The following is a 22,250-nucleotide window of genomic DNA, read 5'->3' on the forward strand; positions in this document are numbered from 1 at the left end:
TTACACACGATTTGCTGGAGCACAGGTTGTTCCTGAACTTAGTAATATCCACTGATTTTCGCTTGACTTGCCATGCTGAGGATATTAGAATAACTGGAGAATATTATACGAGGCTAAATGAAATTATTAGACGCACCTAAAAATGTTTTGTATAAAATTATCAACTATACAGGGGGCAGAGGAATTGATGCTAAGTTGCGCCAACTGGGTATTTACCCGGGCAGAACAATAAAGATTATTCGATATGCTCCGTTGGGTGGGCCTGTCATGGTTGAAGTAGACGGGCGTGCAGTTGCTATTGGTCGGGGCATTGCCGCAAAAATACAAGTTGAGAAGATTTAATGCGAATTGGATTAATTGGTCAGCCTAATTGTGGGAAAAGCACTTTATTTAACCAGGTAGCTGGATACAGGGCAGAAACTGGCAATTTTTCAGGAACGACGGTGACATTCACCGAATCAAAGGTTCGTCTTTTGGGCGGCATTGTGACCGTTGTTGATTTGCCAGGTGCTTATTCCCTGGCGGGGACAAACCCTGCTGAACAGGAAGTTATCAAATATCTAACGTCAAATGAAATTGATGTGGTCGTCAATGTTCTGGATGCATCCAACATCCAACACGGATTGTTGATGACCATTGAATTGCTCGAACTGAACATCCCAATGGTGATTGCCTTGAATATGATGGATGAGGCTGATCGGGCTGGCATTCATATTGATGTGGAAAAGCTGGAGGCCTTAATTGGACTTCCTGTTGTTCCGATGATTGCCTCTAAAGGGCGTGGTATCCAGCCTTTGTTTGTCAAAGCCTATCAGGTGGGACAAAAAAAACAAGTTCCCCCTCAACCCAAATACGACGAGCAAATTGAAGCTGCGATTGATGTGTTGGCTACCTCACTTCATGAGGTTGACAGTTATTTGAACCCCAGAGCCCTGGCGATTAAATTGCTGGAAGGAGACCAGTTTGTTTTAAAGGAACTCCCTGAGGAAAATTTGTCAATTAAAGCCGATCTTAAGGCCGTGAATGCATCTCTTGCCCATCAGTATGGAGGATCAGCGGATTGGACCATCAGTGATGCACGCTCAAAACTGGCTAACCAAATATCAGAGTCCGTGATCAAGCATGGCCTGCGAAAAATTTCGTTGCGCGACAAATTGGATAATGTTCTTTTGCATCCTTTTTGGGGGTATGTCGGGCTGATTATGATCATGTACTTATTTTTCCAAATTGTTTATTCGGTTGGTGGAATGATTGAAGAGCCAATGATGGGTGTATTTCAGAATTTTGAGGTCTGGATTGAAGCTCAATTTGCCAACCCGAAAGGATTTATTTCTCAAATCATCATTGGTTTAATGCAGGGCATTTCCGGCGGTATTGCAATTGTTTTACCTTACCTGGTGCCGTTTTTGGTTGGTCTTGGCATCCTGGAGGATGTAGGCTATCTTTCACGAGTAGCATTTTTGATGGACACATTGATGCATAAATTGGGTTTGCACGGGAAAGCAATCGTCCCGTTTATTCTCGGTTTTGGCTGTAATGTGCCTGCTATTATGTCAACCCGCATCCTGGAGGATAAACGCGAACGTTTCATTTCAGCCGCATTGTCTACATTAGTTCCATGTGCTGCGCGTTTGGCAGTCGTCTTTGGCCTGGTGGCATTCTACCTTGGTCCTGGGTTGGCATTGGCGATCTATTTGTTTGACCTCTTTGTAATCGCTTTTACCGCCGGAATGCTCAACAGGTTTTTGCCTGACGATTCTCCCGGGTTGATCCTGGAGATGCCCGTTTACCGTATCCCGACATTGCGGACGATTATTAATAAAGCCTGGTGGAGAATTCGAGAATTCGTCGTCGAGGCCTGGCCGTTACTGATCATCGGTAGCGTCGTCTTATCCTTTCTAAACTTTATCAATGCTTCCACTTACCTGAATATGCTGGTGCGCCCACTTTCATGGGTTTTAGGGCTGCCTGAACAGGTTGGTGTTCCGTTAATCTTTGGTGTACTTAGAAAAGAACTCTCCCTGGTCATGCTGGGTCAAGCTTTAGGGAGCATGGATTTTCCCACGGTAATGACACCAGTCCAGATGATCACATTTGCGGTGTTTGTAGTCTTTTATGTTCCCTGCCTGGCGACGATGCTGGTCATCCGCAAGGAAATTGGAGTCAAAGCGATGTGGTCAATTGTTGCTTTGACCACGCTGATTGCAACGGTGGCTGGTTTGGTCGCACGTATTATTGCTTCAATTTTCTATTAATTGGAAATCATGGCTAAATTCGATCATTTCAACCTGCTTGGGCCGTTTTATGATTGGATCTTTAGCCTGAGAAATTCATCGAAATTGGTGAAAATGGTAGACCTTTTTCCCCAACAAGCACTTCTGGATATTGGAGGTGGGACGGGAAGGGTCTCGGAAAATTTTTCAGGCATATCATCTTCAATTTTTGTTGCAGACCCTGCAATTAAAATGCTGCGGGAAGCTCACAAGAAAGGTTTAATGGTCATCATTGCCAACTCAGAGGCTTTACCATTTAGACCGGCAAGTTTTGAGCGGGTCATTATGATTGATGCTTTTCATCATGTTGCACAGCATCAACTGACCCTGGATGAGATTTGGCGCGTCTTAAAGCCGGGCGGTAGGCTGGTCATCGAGGAACCAAATATTCGCAACATCTTTGGAAAGCTTATTGCAATCGGTGAAAAAATCTTGCTCATGCGCAGCAAAATTATTGCTCCGGAAGAAATCATATCGATGTGCGCATTTCAAGATGTTGAGAATATCCGATTTGTTATAAAAAGCGCATTAGTTTGGGTTATGATAGATAAACGAGCTTAAAACGTTTAAAGGAGATTTGAAAATGGCTGAAATTGATGTGTATCAGATAATGAATTCGATTCCCGATTATTTCGATGCTGAGAAGGCACAAGGTGTCTCGGGACTGGTTCAATGTTCATTTTCAGGCGAACAGGCATCTGAATGGGTCATCAGAATTCATGATCAAACCTGCACAGTAGAACAAGGAACAACCTCAAATCCGGACTTGACAATTAAAGCCGATGCAAAAGATGGAGTCAAGCTTCTGACAGGCCAGTTGGATCCCATGCGTGCTTATATGTTAGGCAAAATTAAGGTCTTTGGGGATTTGGCATTGGGAATGAAATTAGTTAATTTCTTTAAAAGGTAACATAATTAACCAATTCGCGCATCCAATGTGAACAGCCTGTCGGAAATGGGTTCTTTAATATAATCCCCAATCGTCGCCGATGCCGTCTTCCATCATGGTTGGGTCCCAAGTCTCAGTACCATAGGTGATTTTTGTGGGAATTTTGAGAATTTCCTCAGCCTTAATGCGGGTGCTCTCCATTATTGTTGGCCCGTAAGGACAGAAAGGCGTGGTTAGGATCATGGTAACAACAGCATGATCATCTTCCAGGCTTACATTGCGAACTAACCCGATCTGGACAATGTTTAAGCCCAATTCGGGGTCAATTATTTCACTTAGTCCCTCTTCCACAAGGGGGACAAGTTCAGGATGAGTATTTTCGATATCCCAGATGGGGATGTTGCTATTATTTCCTTCAGTCATTTCTCATTTCACTTTGATTGGGATTTGAAAAAAACAGCCAACCGGGCTACGGGGAATGTAAGTTTCAATTTCATTATTTTCACCAATGAATTTTTGTTTGAGTGTTTTATCGATTGCCCAAATCACCGGGTGGTCGTAGAAGAAATGGTAATTAGAGCATGAAAAGCCGGTCAGGTTGTATGTGTCATCACGTGCTGTAAGATAATCCTTGAAGGATATCGTGTTTATTCCTACGGCTTTGACAAGGTCATTGATGGACGATTCGGAGAAAGATTTCGAGTTCATTAATAATTTCTCAGGGATGCTTTTCATCGTTAATAACTATAAGATTGCGAGCCTTATTATAGAAAGATATTGACTGTGATTTTAGCATGGGATATAAAAATGTCAATAAATATGGTAATAATGGTAAATAATATTACAGTTGCTGACAAACAAAAGAGATGCCTGATCCAGACATCTCTTTAATTTAGCAAATATTTTTGTGAATGACTATTCGTTGCCAGACTTGGCGAAGCTCATAATTGCGTTAGCAATCAAAGAGCCAGACATCGAACGGTGTTTGGATTCACCCATAGGGCTGGCGGCTAATAAGGCATTAATCAGAGCTTCTACATCGCTGCTGCCGCCTTGTTTTGCCTGGAAGTAAGCCATTCCTGCGAGAAGCAATTCATTGACGCCCAGTTTCTTTTCTTCTTCAACAGCTTCTTCTTTTTTCCCGATCAGCCCTGAAAGCAATGATCCTAATACTCCCCCTTGCTCCTTTTTGGGTTCCTTTTCTTCTTTCACATTGAGCAAGGATTTTACCAGAAGACCCAGGGTGTCAGGCTGGAGGTCTGTGCCGGCAAAGCTTAAGGCGGCATCAGCCAGACCTTGGGATAGAAGTTTTGCTGATCCGCTCTGAATTTCTTTTTCCACGACCTGGCTAGCATAACTGAGCTGTTCGTCAACTGGTTTATCAGACTTCTTCGATACAGCACTTTGAATAACGTCGAAAATTTTTACCATGTTATCGCCATGATCATGGTTATATTCATCGGCTGCATTGAGTGCTGTTTGCTGCTCTGTAAGTTGCGCGCTTACAGTTTTAAAAATGGAACTCAAATCCATGTTTTCCGCCGTTTTAATCTTTTAATTCTTCTGGCAGTTCAGGTATTTCCAGTTCCATCCCAGCCCGCACGTTCCTTTCATTGCCTTGGAGCAGTTCTGTATTATGCTCAAGCAATAATTGCCAGTAGGGTGGCGTGGCATGCTTGTAATATTTTAGCGCGATGTGGCTCAGGGTCTCATCCTCTTTGACAACGTGCGTTGCAATAATTGCCGCTTTTTTCTCGCTTTCAAGCTTTGCCCTTCGCTCTTCGATGGCTTTTCGCCGGGCTTCCGCCAATTCTTCCTGAGCTTTTTCTTTCTTTTTCTGCTCTTCAAGTTCTTTGGCTTTTTTCTCGGCTTCAGCTTTCAGCTGTTTTTCCTTGGCCTCTTGTGCTAATTTTGCCTCAAGAGCTTTTTTTGCTTCTTCGGCTTCTTTTTGTGCCTGTTCGAGTTGCTTCTTGCGTTCTTCTTCTTCCTTCTTCTTTTTTCCAAATAAACCCATTTTTAGATCCTTTCTAATAACGATTGTTAAATTGTTCATGAAAGATATTACCACCAAATGTTTTATTAGTAAAGTCGATCTTTGATTAGAATATTGAATGAAGCCTGAAACAAGTAGGAATGTGTTATAATAAAGCTGCAAATCCACTTATTAAAATAGGAGAAAAAAATGAGACTGAATGCCCCTAAGAAAATCGTATGGACGATTGCACTCATTGTTGGTTTGGTAGGAATCATTGCTCAACTGGTTGCAATACCTTTTCTTTCATCGATCAGCTTTTGGATTATGGGTCTCGCCTGGTTACTGCTGATTTTAAGCACAGTGTTAAAAGGGCTTTAACCCACCTTTCTTTACAAGTTTTTTCTAATCAAGGTGTTCGCTGGTGTAAAATAGCCGATCTTCAACCCTGTGCTCATTGATACAGCCGTAACGCAGAAACCGGGTTTGTATTGATTAGATACGGGGTTCTTCTTGCTTTAAAGCGACATCATGATTGTCATGGTAGGCAAGGAAGCAATCAAGAATTAGACAAAAAACCATCGCCCTAAACAGACTAATGCTTTTATTGATATTTTATTAGATTTTTACCTAAATTATTGACACTTGATTCTGACAATGCTATAATCTCGCGGGATTAAAAAATTCCGACAATTATGGTAGTATTTGATGTTATTCATCATATTTTGCTGAGGTTATTCAATGCCAAAACTAGAAATTAAAGACCTGTATGTTTCAGTTGAAGATAATCCGATCATAAAAGGGTTTAACCTCACCATCCAAGGAGGTGAGGTTCATGCCATAATGGGACCCAATGGTACGGGCAAGTCAACGCTGGCATACGCGGTGATGGGACATCCCAGGTATCAAATTACCCAGGGAGATATCTTGCTGGATGGGATCAGCTTGCTGGAGATGGCGCCGGATGAACGTTCGAGAGCTGGTATCTTCCTGGCTTTTCAATACCCTGTATCTATTCCTGGCGTAACTGTGGCTAATTTTCTGCGTACCGCTCTGAACGCACGCAGGCGCCACGCTGACCCACCTCAAGAAGATATTTCAATCCTGGAATATCGCAGGTTGCTAAAATCTAAAATGGATATGGTCGAGATGGAATACGCTTTTGGGGGGCGTTATTTGAACGAGGGCTTTTCTGGCGGTGAGAAGAAGCGGACAGAGATATTACAACTTGCGCTGCTGGAACCTACGTTCGCGATTTTAGATGAGACCGATTCCGGCTTAGATATCGACGCGATTCGTATCGTCTCAGAAGGCGTTAACACGCTTAAAGGTCCTAACATGGGAGTGATCGTCATCACGCACTATCAACGGATCTTGAATTATCTCAACCCGGATTTTGTGCATGTAATGTTTGATGGCAGAATTGTCGAATCTGGCGGTGAACAACTGGCACTACTGCTTGAAGAGCATGGGTATGATTGGGTCCGTGAAAAGTATGGACTACCAGCCGAGGCATAGTCACACGATTGGAGAATTTCAATGGGAAAAAACCCGGAGAAAAAAATCCTAACGCAATTAGGCGATTACCAATATGGTTTTAGCGATCCTGAAACCTATGTTTTTAAAAGCCGAAAAGGTTTAGATGAGGAAGTCGTTCGGCAAATTTCTGCCATGAAAGAAGAACCTGAATGGATGCTTGAGTTTCGCTTACGCGCCTACAGGCACTTTAAGCAGCGACCAATTCCAACTTGGGGTGCAGATCTGAGCGGATTGGACCTTGATGATATTTATTACTATGTCAAGCCAACCGAAGACCAGAGTCGAAGTTGGGACGATGTACCTGAAACCATCAAAGACACTTTTGATAAATTAGGCATTCCTGAGGCAGAACAAAAGTATTTATCAGGTGTAGGCGCACAATATGACTCAGAGATGATTTATCATAGCGTTCTGGAAAATTTAGAACGCCAAGGCGTGATCTTCCTTTCCATCGAAGAAGGCTTGCGCCAGCATCCGGACATCTTCCGAGAACATTTTTCTACAGTCGTGCCCATTCAGGACAACACCTTTGCAGCATTGAATAGTGCGGTTTGGTCGGGTGGTTCATTTGTGTATATCCCGCCTGGAGTGAAGGTTGATTTACCCTTACAGGCTTACTTTCGATTAAATGTCGCCAACATTGGTCAATTTGAGCGCTCTTTAATCATTGCTGACGAGGGCGCCCAGGTGCATTATGTTGAAGGCTGTACTGCACCTCTTTACACGACCCATTCATTACATAGTGGGGTAATTGAAATCATTGTCAAGAAGAACGCTCGTGTCCGTTATACAACGATCCAAAATTGGAGCAATAATGTCTACAACCTGGTAACACAGCGTGCCAAAGTATTTGAGAACGGGGTCATGGAGTGGGTGGATGCAAACCTGGGTTCAAAAATTACCATGAAATATCCCGCTTGCTTTCTAATGGAGCCTGGCGCCCATGGTGAGGTTTTATCGGTCGCCTTTGCCGGACCCGGTCAATACCAGGATGCAGGGGCTAAGGCGATCCATTTCGCGCCTGGAACCAGCAGCAAAATTATCTCTAAATCGATCAGCCGGGGAAATGGCAGATCAACCTATCGCGGGTTATTAAAAGTCCAGGCAGATGCTGAAGGCTCAAAATCAAATGTTGTGTGTGATGCCCTTCTATTAGATCCGGAATCGCGTTCGGATACTTATCCGACGATAGAGGTCAATACCCAGGATGTGAGCTTGGGTCACGAAGCGACCGTTTCAAAGGTGGGTGAAGATCAGCTCTTCTACCTGATGAGTCGCGGCTTAAGCGAAGAAGAGGCCACCACGATCATTGTTTCAGGGTTTATTGAACCACTGGTGAAAGAATTACCGATGGAATATGCAGTTGAGATGAACCGTTTGATCCAATTGCAGATGATTGGGTCGGTAGGCTAATGAAGAAAGTGGATTTTTATCAATGAATTCAGCGCCCAAACAAAACAAAAAACCAAGCATGAAGAGCCCCACAAGCAGTTTAGAGCCGTTTAAGTTTTCATCTGAAATGATTCCTCATAACGAAGATGCGTATTTGCGAAAATACCGGCAGACAGCCTGGGAAGCATACCAGGCTTTACCTTTCCCTGCACCCAAGGATGAACCCTGGCGCCGAACGGATATCCAGGAATTAGAAACCACGCGGTTTACGTTCCCAGAAAAAGAAAATCAAGCGACACCCAATATTCCACCAAAGAAATGTCTTGCTGCGATCACAAGCGATGAACGGCGTGCTGGGCAGATCATTTCCGGAATGGTAACGCCCGTAAATCAACTGGACCCTGACCTGGTTGACCGGGGAGTAATATTCACTGAATTTCGAACTGCTGAATTTGAGCATCCGCATGTGTTAAGGGAGTTGTTGAATCAGATCGTAAAACCTGACGAGGATAAATTTACTGCGCTTGCAGCGGCTTTGGCTCAGGACGGTGTTTTGCTTTATGTTCCTAAAGATGTCAAAATCAAAAAGCCCCTGCATAGCCTGTATTGTGGCTCGGGTGAATATCATGCTTTTATTAATCATCTGGTAGTCTGGCTGGAGGAGGGGGCACAGGTCACCTTTGTGCACGAATCAGTCTCGCCGCAAAGTGAAAACCGCGGCCAGATTTTCCATAATGGCATTGTTGAAATTTTCGTTGGGAAGGGTGCCAGTTTAAATTTTATTGAGTTACAATCCTGGGGTGAGAACGTATGGTCCTTTACCCGGGAGCGTGCCAAGATAATGGGAGATGGAGAGCTTGATTGGATTTATGGGGCGATGGGCACGCATTTGATGAAGAACTTTTCCGATGTCAACTTGATGGAACCCGGAGCAAATGCGCGCATGTCTGGCTTTTATTTTCCAAATGGTCGACAACACTTTGACCATGACACACAGCAAAACCATTTAGCGAAGGACACAACCAGCGACCTTCTATTCAAAGGCGCTCTTCTGGATGAAAGCCATTCAGTCTGGCAGGGTATGATCTACGTAGCACCAGGCGCAAACGGTACAGACGGGTATCAAGCCAATCGAAATCTGATTCTCAACAAAGGCGCTCGAGCGGATTCTATCCCTGGCCTGGAAATTATGGCAGATGATGTACGTTGTACACATGCTGCTACAGTGGGCAAGATTGATGAAAATGAGCTATTTTATTTACTCAGTCGGGGTATTCCCAGGGCAGAAGCTGAGCAGTTGATTGTGATGGGATTCTTTGCTAAGATTATGGAAAGAATACCCTTTGAGGGTATACAAAAAAGGTTCACAGAGACGATCCGAGAGAAGATGTCACGCGGTGAACCAAATTTGATTGAACGCATGATGCCTGTAGATAATTAAGCTCATATCTGCTACAATATCAGGTTGAAGCAGTAAATTACAAAATTATTTATTTTCACATTCAGGAGGTTAAATGGCCAGGTCACCATTTATGAGACCGCCAGATGATGAGGTCACATACCATGTTGGGGATTCAGTAGATGTTTTTTGCGATCATGAAAAAAATGGCGAACGGATTCGCGATTGGGCCCAGGGTATTGTTGTCCAGGTAGACGAGAAATTAGTTGCAGTTCAATTTCGGACGAATGTTTATTTAACGGATGGGTGGATGGTACCGGATCATATCCTGTGGTTTCCATTTGATTCAAAGCATCTCCGGATGGCAAAAAAAGATATCTCACGGCCTACCGGCTACCAGATCTATTAAAGTTTTTACCATTCCTTGGGATGTTACTGATGGAATTGTTTAAATAATACAAGGAACAATCGAATACTAAAAGGGGCTGTTCTTGAAAACCAGCCCCTTTTAGTTTCGCTAAAGGTTGCCAAATTGCCCGACAATCCGCAATATATCAAATCCTTCGGCGTAAGGTCGTTCTGCTAATGCGCCATGGCGGAGCGCCGTCGCTCGAATGATGTCTTCATTAAAATAATATTTATCCGCATAGGTTTTGTAGGCATCAAGGGCTTTGATTTTTGTTTCAAGCCCGTGTTCAGAGATTTCGACCAGGAAATCCGGAAAAAAGCCATAAGATGAGCGCAGAACATCAAATCCGAGCAAGGTTGTTCCTCGATAGGCGCGCAGCGCTTCTTCTGTGACGGTTTGATGGTCTTGATGAATGTCTTTTGCCGTGTGCACCAGGACCACTTCAGGCTGAAAACGTTTATTGAGGTCGATCATCACCTCGAGGATTTCCTGGCGGGATTCTTTCAATCGTCGAGTTGTGAAGTCATGCAGAATAACGTGTTCTTTCTGAACGCCCAAAATGCTCATGCTGGCATAGTGTTCTGCAACCAGATTGGTATGCAAGGGATTCTTCTGGTTATCCGACAGAGTCACACACACCACACGAGTCTGGGTAATGATATCCGCTATTAGTGCACCGCATCCCAATTCGATATCATCGGGATGTGCGCCGATACACAGGACTGTTTTGCCAAAAAAAGTCATATTTCGATTCATGAATGCCTACTTTTTTGCAAGGATACCGCCCACAACCTTCGTCATGACCAGTTTTCCGTCGCGTTGAAACCACTTTTCTGCCACCGTTGTGATTTTTGACATGATTTGTTCGAAATCTGTCTTTGATTCGAAGAAAGTGTTCCACAACAGGCGGTCTTCAGAAAGTGATGCTCGTGTGTAATCGATAAATGGGTTGACTTCAGGAAAGGTGAGGGGGTTTTCGAAGATGTGCAAAGCAACGTGTGAAAATTGCGCTTGTATCGTTTCAAAAATTTCTGAAGCATAGCGTGAACTGCCCGGCATAGGAGGGATATCCCGGTTGGTTGCTTCTCGGATAATATTATAAAACATCTGCTTGTTTTCAGGCATGGGACCAGTTGTAAACAAGGTTCCGCCTGGTTTAAGCACACGATGCATTTCACTGATGGTGAAGGGGATGTTTTCAGCATAGTAGATTGCAAAAGAGCAGGACACAAGATCGAAGGTTTCAGCCGAAAAGTTGAAAGGCTTGTTAAAGTCCATTTTCTGGAAAGTGACTCGATTACCTGCCTTCATGTTTTCTTCATCTGCTTTTTTTAACAATTCATCAGAGATGTCAGTGCCCGTAATGGCTGCTTTCCCGCTGAGATGCGCCAGGTATGAAAAACATTGTTTCCCTGATCCACAGCCGACATCAAGGATGGACATTTCCTGTTCCAGGGGAAGTACTTCTAACATCCATTTGTCAATGTCTTTTGCTCCATAAAGATCATGGATATTGATGCGGGTGAGTAAATCTTTGGTTGTTTCTTGAAATGATATTGTCATGTTTATCCTTGGTTCATTAAGCAAGTTGTCGATAAGTATAGCTAAAAAGTGCAGGCTTGGTCAAGTTATTTGTCGTAAACCAATATTTAGGAAAACTCTTTTTTGAATGTAAATTCGATTTGTGACCATGCTGGTAGAGGTTATTTTTTTGGAAGTTTGGATTTTAGCCATAACAACCAATCCTCAAGCCCTGCACCAGTTTTGCACGATAATGCAAAGGTTTCCAGACCAGGATTGAGGATTTCAACCCCCTGCCGAAAGTAGTCCATGTCAAAATCAAGATAAGGAAGAAGGTCGGTCTTGTTGATGATCAGCACTTCCAACCCCCGGTAAATATTTGGGTATTTGTAGGGTTTGTCATCCCCTTCAGGTACACTGGCGATAAGAACGTTGGCATGGGTGCCCAGTTTAAAGGCTGCAGGACAAATCAAATTGCCTACATTCTCTACGATGACCAGATCAAGATCTTCTATTGGCAATTGATTGAGCGCGTTTTCTACCATGACCGCATCCAGATGACATTCGCCTCCAGTGTTAATTTGAATAACCGGTATCCCGGCTGCACTGATCTTATCTGCGTCGATGGTCACTGGCGCAGTATCACCTTCGATGACGCCAATGCGGACCTTCTGATCAAGCAATGCCTTGATAGTGGCAAGGATCAGGCTGGTTTTCCCTGCGCCAGGTGATGCCATTAGATTAATCGCAAAAACATGATTTTCATCAAACCGACGGCGGTTTTCATTTGCCAATCGCTCGTTGGCATCAAAGATCTTTTCCACAATTGTGATACGTTTATTTGTCATCATTTCCTTTCAATTTCTATGCTTTCTAAATGGAATTCATCTCCGGAAAGCACTCGAATTCGGGTGCTATTGCACTTTGGACAGGGCGTTAATTCCTCAGCCAGTTGATATTGATGCTGGCAGTCCAGACACACCAATTCTGCAGGCACGCGTCTGAAATGAAGTTGTGCATTTTCGCATAGTGTATCTTTGCTGATCAAATTCCAGTAGAATTGGACCGAATCGTCCACAATACTGGACAGGCGACCAATCACCAGGTAAATATCAGTTACTCGTTTGGCCTGGGCTTTTCCCGCGTGTCTACAGGCGATTTCAAGTACGCTTTCAGTAACCGAGAGTTCATGCATTGCTTAAGTATAGTACTTGTCTGGGGAATTGTTTGAATCAAAACGATTTACTTGTGGCAAGAGATGATTTCAAGCAATTGCAACCGGTGTGTCAGGAGACGAGAGGCAACAATATTCGCCAAGCGTCTCATGATCACAAAGCCCAGGAAGCAGTCGGATTCACAACAAGCCATCAGTGATTGCGCAGAAAATTTGAGCATTTTAGATGAAGATTCAACAATCGCGGTGCAGGTCATCTGGCGAACAACCGGAGTTAAACTTGACCAGCCAACCACATCAAAAGCCTCAGCGATGGAAAACGGAAGGGATCCACGCCCGGGTACAAAACTTTCTAAACGGACTTTTCCCTCAAAAATCAGGTAAAGATGGGGATGCTGATCGCCTTCGTGAAAAATGGTAACACCCGGTTCGAGTGAAACCATCTCCGCAATGGCAGCTAAGCGAGTCATACTTTCGTGAGACAGGTCTAAAAACCAGGGAATCGATTGGATCACAGCGGTTGTTTGGGAGAGGTTCAGCATTAGATGACCTTTTAAAAAAGAATCCGAAAAGGATCGCTATTAAAATACTCGCCAACACAGGAAAATAAAATTGTATTATGTCATCAGGCATGCGTGACAAGCATCATGCACGAAGAAATAGTGCAAAAATGATTTGTGCTTTGATGAACTCCCTTCTTTTATCAAAGATGCGGACGTCATTATGATCAAGCTACTGTATGATTTCAGGATCGCACGACCAGGATTAACCGCTGGAGCCACAATCATAAAAAACTTGTTGGCGGTTTTTAATTTTCTTTGTTTACTTAAACTGGATCCGTTCCGGAAAGCTAAAGACCGAAAATTGTTTACCTCTTAAGTAACCGACAATTGCAACACCATATTTTTTTGCAATCTCTACCGCTTTAACGGTTGGCGTTGTTCTTGTTGCGATAATGGGGGCGGTTAATTTAATCGCTTTGTGGATCATCTCAGAACTGATTCTTCCGGAAAGTAGAATTATTTGGGGTGCGAACGGTTTCCCTTCAAGTAGAAACATTCCAGATATTTTGTCCAAGCAGTTGTGCCTTCCCAAATCTTCTGTGATGATGTTGATCCTTTCGCCATCACTTAATGCCGCACTGTGATACCCTCCTGCAACCTGATGAAGTTTTTGTTTTGCAGAAAACTCATCATAAAGCTTGATGAGCATTTCCGGATTAATCCTAAAAGAATTATTCATCTGACGTTTCTCAAGTTCACGGATGACCGTCAAACCTGTTGATGTTCGCATTAGGTTTAGATGTTCATCAATAGAGGAGAACAAAGAAACCTCAATCCTGGCCATATCTGGGCTGATATAAAGGTTTTTAATTTCGCTCAGGTCGCTGATTATTCCCTCATTCCAAAGAAAACCAAGTGCTAAGGCTTCAAGTTGAATTGGAGAACAGAAAAATGTTAACAACAGCGAGTTGTTGACCAGCAAATCAACGGATTGTTCTTCGATTATTTCCAGCTGCTCTATCGTGAATGTTGTGTTTCCAGTGTCATACTTGCATGTATTCAAAGTTTTGTTAGTGTTGGTCATCATTATTCCTGATTTTGATCTTAGTAGTTGTAAAATGGACATTTTTCAATTGATTGAGCCTATCTGCCTAATTGAAATCAAGCAACCACTCAATCAGAGCAAAGCGATGGCCAATATAGATAAAAGTCTCTAAATGAACTTTACCCATTATAATAAACAATGGATTAATGATGACAGAAAATAGAGACTTAAAAGCAACTGCCCTGAGCGTTGTAATCCAGGCGGGCGGAAAATCGATCAGAATGGGTGAAAACAAAGCGTTGATGTTTTTGTCAGGAAAACCGCTGATCCAGAGAGTTCTTGAACGCGTTAAACCCATTGCCCAGGAGCTATTTATCGTTACCAATGACATCCCCAGTTTTGAGTTTCTGGGAGAGAAGATGGTTAACGATTCGATTCCGAATATGGGCGCAATTGGTGGACTTTATACCGCTATGGACGTTAGCAACAACCACTATGTCGCAGTGGTTGCGTGTGATTTGCCATTTGTAAGTACCGCCATTTTGCTAAAAGGCCTTGAATTATTGGTGCAAAGCGATGCCGATGTCGCTATTCCAATGACAGGTCCATCTTTTTATGAACCATTGCATGCTGTTTATCGGCGAGGTCCCTGTAAAGAAGCAATATATCAATCGATTGTTTTGGATCAAAGGCGGCTGGTGTCCTGGCTTCCTCGGGTAAAGGTGATTGAATTAAGGCCAGATTTATACAGGGAGTTTGACCCGAGTGGCTTAGCCTTTTATAACATTAACACAAAAGATGATTTTCTAAAAGCCGAACAGATCATTGAAAAATCTTTAAAATAAAACAACCCCGTTGAACAAGCAACGGGGTTGCATTCTTCCAAGAAGACTTTTATACAGCTTCAATTTTTACCGCAGCGACTTTATATTCAGGGATTTTCGCAATAGGATCTAAGGCTGCTTTGGTCAAATAGTTGATGTTAGCATCGGGGAAGTGGAAATTCCCGTAGATCAATCCTTCTGGCACACGGTTCGTAACCCAAGCAGTGGCGATGATCTCGCCCCGGCGAGAGGTTACTTTGACTTTATTGATTTCTTCATTTAACCCAATAACACTGGCATCTTCCGGTGAAATTTCAATCAGTGCTTCGCCGTAGACCTCAAGCAGTTCTTTCACTCGACGAGTTTGTTCACCGCTATGCCAATGGTAAATCACACGACCGGTGGTCAGCATCATTGGATAATCATCGTCAGGAAGTTCTGCAGGATCAACATGGATGGCAGGAATTAAATTGCCTCTACCGCGTGTAAATTTCCCGATATGCAAGATGGGTGTTCCTGGATGGGTTGGGTCCGGACAAGGCCAGCAAAGAACCTCTCCATTATTCAAACGCTGATGTGAGATGCCGCCATAGCTGGGGGTAAGTGCCGCTACTTCAGCCATAATTTCACCGGAGTCAGCATAATCCCACGAGGAATAAGGAGCATCATTGATCTCACGTCCTCCCCGGGCAATGATTCTTTTTGCGATTTCCGCAGTGATATCCCAATCCTGCCTGGCTTCTCCGCGTTCAGATATCGCCTGCCGCACCATTTGAACCTTACGTTCAGTATTCGTGTAGGTGCCTGTTTTTTCAGCAAAGGTAACGCCGGGAAGCAGCACGTCTGCATACGCAGAAGTTTCGGTGGGGAAAATATCCTGTAGAGCCAAGAAGTCTAATTCCTCCAGGCAGTGGCGAACATGGTTAGAGTCGGGGTCAGTCATGGCAGGATTTTCACCCAGTATGTACAGAGCTTTTGTTTTGCCTTCAAGGACATCTGGGATGAGCTCTGTGACTGTTCTACCCACTTTATTAGAAAGGGACGTACCCCAAGCGCTCTCAAACTTCTGCTGTGCTGCTTCAGCGGTTACAGCCTGGTAACCCGGGTATACATTCACTAAACAGCCCATATCACAAGCGCCCTGGACATTATTCTGCCCACGCAAGGGGTTGACACCACCACCAGGGATTCCAAAATTACCCAACACCATTTGGAGTCCCGCAAGAGCAAATACATTATGAACGCCAACGGTATGTTGGGTGATACCCATTGCCCAAAATACGGCTAATGGTGCATTTTTTACCATGATTTCAACAGCACGGTAGAGTTGTGCAACCGGAACCCCCGTTATCTCTGAGACGACATTGGGCGGATATAGCTTTATATTTTCAGCATAGACATCAAAGTTCTCAGTTCGCTCATCAATGAAGATTCTATCCTCGTAGCCTTTTTCAAGAATGATATTCACCAAGCCATTGATGAGGGCGATATCGGTGCCTGGTTTTTGTTGAATGTGCATTACAGCAAAATCACAAAGCTCAATCCGACGCGGGTCTGCTACAATCAAATGAACATTACGATTTAGCACCGCCTGGCGCATCTTCGCGCCAAAGACTGGATGTTGTTCGGTTGTATTTGAACCAATCACCAGGATTGAGTTTGCACTCGCATAGACATCTGCCATCGAATTGGTCATCGCACCCGACCCTAGGGCCGTGGCAAGACCCGCAACGGTGCTTGAATGGCACAATCGGGCGCAGTGATCGACGTTGTTCGTGCCAATCACCTGGCGGCCGAACTTGTTCATTAAGTAGTTCTCTTCATTGGTGCACTTTGCCGATGAAAGCACGCCAACACTGTCCGGCCCATAGGTGTCTCGTGCGGTAGCTAATTTCTCTGCAACGATATCGAGAGCAGTATCCCACGAGGTTTCAACCCAAGGGCCTCGATCGGCTTTCGATGGACGCGCTTCACCCTTAAGGAGATATTCGCGGACCAAGGGTTTGGTCAATCGATCATCATGGTGCACATACGAGAAACCGAAACGCCCTTTGACGCACAGATGCATTCCGTTGGCTGGCGCTGCAGGGTTTGAGGTCACCCGAACGACGCGATCGTCGATGACATTCAGGTCAAATTGACAGCCAACGCCACAATAATTGCAGGTTGTTGTGACCAATTTTTCTGCAGGTCCAACATGGATCGTTGGCTTTAGCGAGAGCGCTCCGGTGGGACAATAAGCGACGCAGGCGCCACAAGATTCACAACGGGCATCGAGCAAATCTTCATCAAATCCGGCAACAATATGGGCATCAAAACCTCTTTCTGAAACACCCCAAACGAAACGGCCCTGGATTTCCGCACATGCCCTGACACATCTTGTGCACAAGATGCATTTGTTCATGTCGACAAAAATGAAGGGATTTGGATCAGAGTCAACTTCAAAGCGGGCTTTTGAAGACATATGGGCGTAAGGGTCCAGCCCATAATGCCGTGCCCACTTGAATAATTCATTATCCGTTTCATCGGGTTTATAGCCGGTGTCGTGGTAAACGCTGAGGAGAAGTTTCAGCACAGATTGGCGTGATGAGGTTAATGTCTCATTTTCTGTTTCAACTTCCATACCTTCAGAGACAGGCGTCGTACATGATGTCACCAGGCCTTTTGCCCCTTTAACACTAACCAGGCACATTCTGCAGGCACCCGTCGGCGAAAGGTCCTTGTGGTAGCACAGCGTTGGGATGGTGATATTTGCGTGTTCCGCTGCCTCTAAAATTGTCCATGTGCTTTCAGCTTCTATTTCGATGCCGTTTATGGTTAATTTTGTCATATTAATTCCTTCCAGTTGTTACTGAAGATACCAATAAAAGTCCGATCTTGAACCGATTGATTGTTTTCTCAAATTCGATTATTTATTTATCAGTCAAGCCAAGCCATAAGTTATACCAACAAAATAATGAGGCATCAAGCCTGCATCGGGCAAACCCCGACAGGACAGACACCCAGGCGAATATGTGCTTCTACCTCGGCACGGAAATAAGTCAGCATGTCTTTGATTGGTGTACCCGCAGTTTGACCCAGGCCACAATTTGAAAGATCGGTCAACTCTTGACTCAATTGCTGCAGTTCGTCCAGGTCCTCTAGGGTACCTTTGCCCTTTGCAATGCCATCCAATAAATCGTAAGCTCTTTTTGTGCCAATTCGGCAGGGTGTACACTTTCCACAGCTTTCGACTTTGAAGAAATTGATCAGAACCTTGGCAAGATCCACAATGCAGACCTCGTCGTTGCAAATCAATAAAGCACCGGAACCAAGAGAAACGCCTGCTTTTTTGAAGGATTCAAAATCCATCGGTGCATCCTGGAGGCTGGCCGGAATGATCGAGCCACTTGATCCACCCGTTTGAGCCATTTTAAAGGTGCCGGTTTTCATGCCTTTTGCGTAAATTGAGATAACCTCGCGCAGGGTGATCCCCATAGGAACTTCAATCAGCCCGGTAACATTGACATTACCCAGGATTGTGTATACTTTTGTTCCAGGGCTTGAGGGTGTTCCCAGGCTGCGATACCAATCAGCGCCATTTCTAATAATCGGCGGGATGTTGGCAAAGGTTTCCACATTATTGATTAGAGTGGGTTTGCCCCACAAGCCATAGGTTGTGGGGTAGGGTGGCCTGTTACGAGGTTCCCCTCGCCTACCCTCAATTGATTCAATGAGTGCGGTTTCTTCACCGCAAATATAGGCACCTGCACCTGCATGAACGTGTACCTTAAAGTTCAAACCTGAACCAAAAATATTCTCTCCCAGAAAACCATATTGTTCGGCTTGTTTGATTGCAGTTTCCATGCGTTCAATTGCCAGTTGATATTCACCGCGGATGTAGATATAACCCTCATCAGCACCAACAGCATAGGCGGAGATCAACATCGCTTCAAGGATCGCATGAGGATCTCCCTCAAGAACAACACGGTCTTTGAAGGTGCCCGGTTCGCTTTCGTCCGCATTGCAAATCACATATTTTTTGTCGCTATTTGTACTTCTTACAAATCCCCATTTTAAGCCTGCAGGGAATCCTGCGCCGCCGCGGCCTTGCAATCCGGAGGCTTTAATCAAATCTATGACCTCATCCGGAGACATTTCAAGAGCCATGCCAAGCGCCTGGTACCCATCGTTTGCGATGTAATCTTCGATGTCTTCCGGGTCGATTAATCCAACATTTTTCAAAACAACCCGGTTTTCCGCGGGCAAAGTTCCTTTTCGAGCAGACAGCCAGGCAACTTTACCGGACAGCTCATGTGCCGGGGCACGCTTTTCATCGACAATGCGACCCTTGTAGAGATGCTCTTCGACGATGTGTGGTACATCTGCCGGTGTTACAGGACCGTAAATTACAGCCTCGGGGTAAATGATGACCAGGGGGGAGGCATAGCTTGACCCAAGATCCGTTGCCAAAGTGAGAGAAACTTCATCGGCAAGGTTATATTGGGACAATTGTTGTTGAAATTCCGAAAATATTTTTTCCGATCCACGCATTCGGCTTTCGGGATCATTGGAAACAAGAATCATTGATCGCACACTCATAATTTAACTTCTCCTAATCATACCGGCTGAGAATAATCTTCACCTGTTCAGGTGTGACGTTCCCATACATGTCTGTATCAATCAAGATGACGGGCCCAACACCACATACGCCCAGGCAGCTTGTCGTCAGCAAGGTCCATTTGTTGTCAGGGCTCGTTTGACCGGGCTCCAGATTCAGTGCCTCTTGCAGGGCTAAAAAGACCTCTCTTCCGCCCACAACGTGGCAGGGAGCACTTTCACAGAACTGGATGACGTGTTTTCCGCGTGGCTGGGTTGAAAGCATCCGATAAAAAGTGGCGACAGAAAAAATCTCTTTTGTGGGCAGGCCCATCAAACCAGACAATTCCTTAATTGCAGATTGTGAAATATACCCAAATTTGTTTGTGATAGCTTGCAGTACAGGGATGAGATCTGCGCGTGTTGAACCAATATTTTCAACAACTTCTCGGATATCGTCTAAGTTCTGTACATCTTTGTTTTGATCAGATGTCATATCTTTCTCCTCTTGTAGGTTGAATTATGTGATGCGAATGGCATCAAACTGGCATACCTGGTAGCAAATTCCGCATTTGATACAGATATCCTGGTCAATGACGTGGGTTTCTTTGCGCTCCCCAGAGATGGCAGTAACCGGGCAGTTGCGTGCACACACTGTACATCCTGTGCATGGTCCGTCTAAAATTTCAAATGTGATCAACGACCGGCACACTTTTGCAGGACATCGTTTTTCGTAAATGTGTGCTTTATACTCATCCATAAAGTGAGTTAATGTGGAGACGACAGGATTTGGCGCACCTTGCCCAAGACCACAAAGGCTGTTTTGACGAATTTGTTCGCTGAGCTCCTGCAATTCAACAAGATCGTCTTCGGTTCCACGACCATCACAAATGCCTTCGAGAATTTCAAGCAAGCGATGCGTTCCGACCCGACATGGGACGCACTTACCACATGATTCATCCTGGGTGAATTCCATGAAGAAACGCGCGATGTCCACCATGCAAGTATCTTCATCCATGACAATCATGCCGCCCGACCCCATAATTGAGCCAGCCTGACCAAGGGTCTCATAGTCGACCGGTAAATCAAGGAGACTTTCAGGCAAACATCCACCCATTGGGCCACCAGTTTGAATCGCTTTGAATTTCTTATCTCCTTTGATACCACCACCGACTTCATAAACAATATCTCTTAATGAAATACCAAAGGGGACTTCAATTAAACCCGTGTGTTTTACATCACCAGCTAAAGCAAAAGTTTTCGTTCCTTTGCTTTTTTCAGTACCCATGCTCGAGAACCAATCCGCGCCTTTTAAAATAATCTGCGGGACGTTCGCGTAGGTTTCAACATTGTTGATGTTAGTCGGCTTACCCCACAATCCTTTAACTGCCGGGAAAGGCGGCCTGGCACGCGGTTCCCCACGCTTGCCTTCAATTGATGCTAATAATGCGGTTTCCTCTCCACAGACAAAGGCACCTGCTCCCACCCGAACTTCCAAATCGAAGCTGAAATCAGTTCCCATAATATTCTTGCCCAGCAGTCCGAAAGAACGAGCTTGTTTAATAGCCAGGTTCACGGTACTGACGGCGATGGGGTACTCTGCTCGACAGTAGATATAACCCTGCCTGGCACCTACTGCGTAGGCGGCAATGATCATGCCCTCAATTACCGAATGAGGATCACCTTCTAAAACGCGACGATTCATGAAAGCGCCAGGGTCTCCCTCGTCTGCGTTACAGACGATATACTTGATATCGCCTTCAGCTTGTTTTGCAAATCGCCATTTTAAACCGGTTGGAAAGCCTGCGCCACCCCGTCCACGTAGTTTTGCATCCAGTATTTCCTGGATGACATCATCAGGGGACATCTCACTGAGGACTTTGCCAAGCGCCAAATAACCATCATATGCAAAATAGTCTTCAATATTACGAGGATCGATGACGCCAATGTTGCGAAGAACAACCCTGATTTCTTTTGTCTTGGGTGCGCTCAGTTCTTCATCAATAGAATCTGTCATCACAGCTTCATATTGTTTTAAAATGCGGCCTTTGATGAAATGTTCTTCTACCAGGCGGGGGATATCATAATATGTCAGGTTGGTATAATGGGTCCCTTCGGGATATATCATCAAATCCGGCCCAAAGAGCTGAGGATCCCCTATACGAGCAGTTTCAAGGATTTGAACTTCGTCAACCAAGCCCTGCTTAATTAATTCATCTTGCAAGCTGGTGATTAATTCGTATGCACCTTTCTCGACGCATACCGGGTCAACGGAAACAAGCACAGTCGATCTGTAAAAAGCCATAGTTTTCCTTTTAATTTGTCAATCTATAGTCAAGTGAAAAAGCATCTATTGTTTTTTAACTTTTCACTGTGTAATCGGAACAAATGTTGCCTTTGACAACATGTTCTTCCATGATGATTTTCGCTATTTCAGGCGAGACCAAACCATAAGTCACTTTTTCTTCACCAGGAAGAATTACCTGGACAACGGGTTCATAAGAATCAATGCCAATATTACCGGTTTGGCGGATGATAATGTCTTCCAGGTTGTGGTGGTCTACGTAGTCAAGGATGGCTTTGAGGGTTTCTCTGGCGCCTGCAGCAATACCAACTGTTCCCATCCCAACGATGATTTCTGTTTTGCCGGATTGTGATTTTAATTCCTGCTTTTTTAAAGCTTCTTCTCTAATACGTTTCAAATCGTCAAGTGATTTAATAACTGGCATAGT

General features: G+C 44.4%; 25 protein-coding genes. 10 read left to right on the top strand and 15 right to left on the bottom strand.

The genetic code is table 11. From position 1 onward, the window contains the following. The first annotated feature begins 117 nt into the window (after positions 1-117). From CFX1CAM_RS05825 to CFX1CAM_RS05840, 4 genes are read left to right on the top strand one after another with little or no spacing between them, the layout of a single operon-like run. Positions 118-342: a FeoA family protein gene (locus tag CFX1CAM_RS05825; RefSeq protein WP_087862116.1), complete on the top strand. Its 225-nt coding sequence runs from the start codon at positions 118-120 to the stop codon at positions 340-342. Next, a complete protein-coding gene (gene feoB, locus CFX1CAM_RS05830) occupies positions 342-2,255 on the top strand; it encodes a ferrous iron transport protein B (protein ID WP_087862117.1) in 1,914 nt (637 codons plus the stop codon). The genes CFX1CAM_RS05825 and feoB overlap by 1 nt, the downstream gene beginning before the upstream one ends. Positions 2,256-2,264: 9 nt before the next feature. Continuing rightward, positions 2,265-2,834, top strand: a complete 570-nt coding sequence (locus tag CFX1CAM_RS05835) for a class I SAM-dependent methyltransferase (RefSeq protein WP_087862118.1) — start codon at positions 2,265-2,267, stop codon at positions 2,832-2,834. Between the two features lie 22 nt (positions 2,835-2,856). Further along, complete coding sequence (locus CFX1CAM_RS05840; RefSeq protein WP_087862119.1) at positions 2,857-3,183, top strand: SCP2 sterol-binding domain-containing protein; 327 nt, start codon at positions 2,857-2,859, stop codon at positions 3,181-3,183. Positions 3,184-3,237: 54 nt separating this feature from the next. Here the strand turns inward: CFX1CAM_RS05840 and CFX1CAM_RS05845 are convergent, their stop codons facing one another. The 4 genes from CFX1CAM_RS05845 to CFX1CAM_RS05860 form a co-directional block, all read right to left on the bottom strand. After that, a complete protein-coding gene (locus CFX1CAM_RS05845; protein WP_087862120.1) occupies positions 3,238-3,585 on the bottom strand; it encodes a metal-sulfur cluster assembly factor in 348 nt (115 codons plus the stop codon). A gap of 3 nt (positions 3,586-3,588) precedes the next feature. Beyond that, complete coding sequence (locus tag CFX1CAM_RS05850; protein WP_157891750.1) at positions 3,589-3,870, bottom strand: hypothetical protein; 282 nt, start codon at positions 3,868-3,870, stop codon at positions 3,589-3,591. A 207-nt stretch (positions 3,871-4,077) separates the two neighbouring features. After that, positions 4,078-4,695 carry a hypothetical protein gene (locus tag CFX1CAM_RS05855; RefSeq protein ID WP_087862122.1) on the bottom strand — a complete coding sequence of 206 codons (618 nt, stop codon included), beginning with the start codon at positions 4,693-4,695 and terminating at the stop codon, positions 4,078-4,080. A 13-nt stretch (positions 4,696-4,708) separates the two neighbouring features. After that, a complete protein-coding gene (locus tag CFX1CAM_RS05860; protein WP_157891751.1) occupies positions 4,709-5,215 on the bottom strand; it encodes a LysM peptidoglycan-binding domain-containing protein in 507 nt (168 codons plus the stop codon). A gap of 129 nt (positions 5,216-5,344) precedes the next feature. On the opposite strand from CFX1CAM_RS05860, the gene CFX1CAM_RS05865 reads away from it, so the two are divergent. The 5 genes from CFX1CAM_RS05865 to CFX1CAM_RS05885 all read left to right on the top strand — a co-directional run bounded on the left by CFX1CAM_RS05865 (position 5,345) and on the right by CFX1CAM_RS05885 (position 9,873). Further along, a complete protein-coding gene (locus CFX1CAM_RS05865) occupies positions 5,345-5,515 on the top strand; it encodes a hypothetical protein (RefSeq protein ID WP_087862124.1) in 171 nt (56 codons plus the stop codon). 360 nt (positions 5,516-5,875) lie between these two features. Continuing rightward, complete coding sequence (sufC, locus tag CFX1CAM_RS05870; RefSeq protein ID WP_087862125.1) at positions 5,876-6,652, top strand: Fe-S cluster assembly ATPase SufC; 777 nt, start codon at positions 5,876-5,878, stop codon at positions 6,650-6,652. A 21-nt stretch (positions 6,653-6,673) separates the two neighbouring features. Next, on the top strand, positions 6,674-8,086 hold the full coding sequence (sufB, locus tag CFX1CAM_RS05875; RefSeq protein WP_087862126.1) for a Fe-S cluster assembly protein SufB: 1,413 nt from the start codon (positions 6,674-6,676) through the stop codon (positions 8,084-8,086). 58 nt (positions 8,087-8,144) lie between these two features. Next, positions 8,145-9,506 (top strand): Fe-S cluster assembly protein SufD, encoded by a 1,362-nt coding sequence (gene sufD / locus CFX1CAM_RS05880; RefSeq protein WP_157891752.1) that lies wholly within the window; start codon positions 8,145-8,147, stop codon positions 9,504-9,506. A gap of 73 nt (positions 9,507-9,579) precedes the next feature. Continuing rightward, on the top strand, positions 9,580-9,873 hold the full coding sequence (locus CFX1CAM_RS05885; protein ID WP_087862128.1) for a hypothetical protein: 294 nt from the start codon (positions 9,580-9,582) through the stop codon (positions 9,871-9,873). Between the two features lie 108 nt (positions 9,874-9,981). Here CFX1CAM_RS05885 and CFX1CAM_RS05890 read toward each other — a convergent pair whose 3' ends face one another. The 6 genes from CFX1CAM_RS05890 to fdhD form a co-directional block, all read right to left on the bottom strand. Next, on the bottom strand, positions 9,982-10,629 hold the full coding sequence (locus tag CFX1CAM_RS05890; RefSeq protein ID WP_087862129.1) for a PIG-L deacetylase family protein: 648 nt from the start codon (positions 10,627-10,629) through the stop codon (positions 9,982-9,984). 6 nt (positions 10,630-10,635) lie between these two features. After that, positions 10,636-11,436: a class I SAM-dependent methyltransferase gene (locus CFX1CAM_RS05895; protein WP_087862130.1), complete on the bottom strand. Its 801-nt coding sequence runs from the start codon at positions 11,434-11,436 to the stop codon at positions 10,636-10,638. 140 nt (positions 11,437-11,576) lie between these two features. Beyond that, positions 11,577-12,242, bottom strand: a complete 666-nt coding sequence (gene hypB, locus CFX1CAM_RS05900; RefSeq protein ID WP_087862131.1) for a hydrogenase nickel incorporation protein HypB — start codon at positions 12,240-12,242, stop codon at positions 11,577-11,579. Then, positions 12,242-12,589 (bottom strand): hydrogenase maturation nickel metallochaperone HypA, encoded by a 348-nt coding sequence (gene hypA / locus CFX1CAM_RS05905; protein ID WP_087862132.1) that lies wholly within the window; start codon positions 12,587-12,589, stop codon positions 12,242-12,244. Before hypA ends, hypB begins: the two co-directional genes overlap by 1 nt. Positions 12,590-12,636: 47 nt before the next feature. Continuing rightward, a complete protein-coding gene (locus CFX1CAM_RS05910; RefSeq protein WP_087862133.1) occupies positions 12,637-13,110 on the bottom strand; it encodes a Crp/Fnr family transcriptional regulator in 474 nt (157 codons plus the stop codon). 280 nt (positions 13,111-13,390) lie between these two features. Next, the gene (fdhD, locus tag CFX1CAM_RS05915) at positions 13,391-14,155 is read right to left on the bottom strand and encodes a formate dehydrogenase accessory sulfurtransferase FdhD (RefSeq protein WP_157891753.1); all 765 of its coding nucleotides are present in this window, start codon (positions 14,153-14,155) and stop codon (positions 13,391-13,393) included. Positions 14,156-14,325: 170 nt separating this feature from the next. Here fdhD and mobA point away from each other — a divergent pair, with 170 nt between their 5' ends. Continuing rightward, positions 14,326-14,961, top strand: a complete 636-nt coding sequence (gene mobA / locus CFX1CAM_RS05920; RefSeq protein ID WP_269457031.1) for a molybdenum cofactor guanylyltransferase — start codon at positions 14,326-14,328, stop codon at positions 14,959-14,961. A 49-nt stretch (positions 14,962-15,010) separates the two neighbouring features. Here mobA and fdhF read toward each other — a convergent pair whose 3' ends face one another. The 5 genes from fdhF to CFX1CAM_RS05945 form a co-directional block, all read right to left on the bottom strand. Continuing rightward, a complete protein-coding gene (gene fdhF, locus CFX1CAM_RS05925) occupies positions 15,011-17,770 on the bottom strand; it encodes a formate dehydrogenase subunit alpha (RefSeq protein ID WP_087862136.1) in 2,760 nt (919 codons plus the stop codon). Between the two features lie 134 nt (positions 17,771-17,904). Next, entirely contained in the window at positions 17,905-19,521 is a 1,617-nt protein-coding gene (nuoF, locus tag CFX1CAM_RS05930) for an NADH-quinone oxidoreductase subunit NuoF (protein ID WP_231940965.1), read from the bottom strand. A gap of 13 nt (positions 19,522-19,534) precedes the next feature. After that, positions 19,535-20,014 (bottom strand): NADH-quinone oxidoreductase subunit NuoE, encoded by a 480-nt coding sequence (gene nuoE / locus CFX1CAM_RS05935; RefSeq protein ID WP_087862138.1) that lies wholly within the window; start codon positions 20,012-20,014, stop codon positions 19,535-19,537. 24 nt (positions 20,015-20,038) lie between these two features. Continuing rightward, the gene (locus CFX1CAM_RS05940; protein WP_087862139.1) at positions 20,039-21,823 is read right to left on the bottom strand and encodes an NADH-quinone oxidoreductase subunit NuoF; all 1,785 of its coding nucleotides are present in this window, start codon (positions 21,821-21,823) and stop codon (positions 20,039-20,041) included. Between the two features lie 55 nt (positions 21,824-21,878). Beyond that, the gene (locus tag CFX1CAM_RS05945; protein ID WP_087862140.1) at positions 21,879-22,247 is read right to left on the bottom strand and encodes a (2Fe-2S) ferredoxin domain-containing protein; all 369 of its coding nucleotides are present in this window, start codon (positions 22,245-22,247) and stop codon (positions 21,879-21,881) included. Positions 22,248-22,250 lie beyond the last annotated feature (3 nt).

The sequence above is a fragment of the Brevefilum fermentans genome (assembly GCF_900184705.1).
Lineage (GTDB): Bacteria > Chloroflexota > Anaerolineae > Anaerolineales > Anaerolineaceae > Brevifilum > Brevifilum fermentans.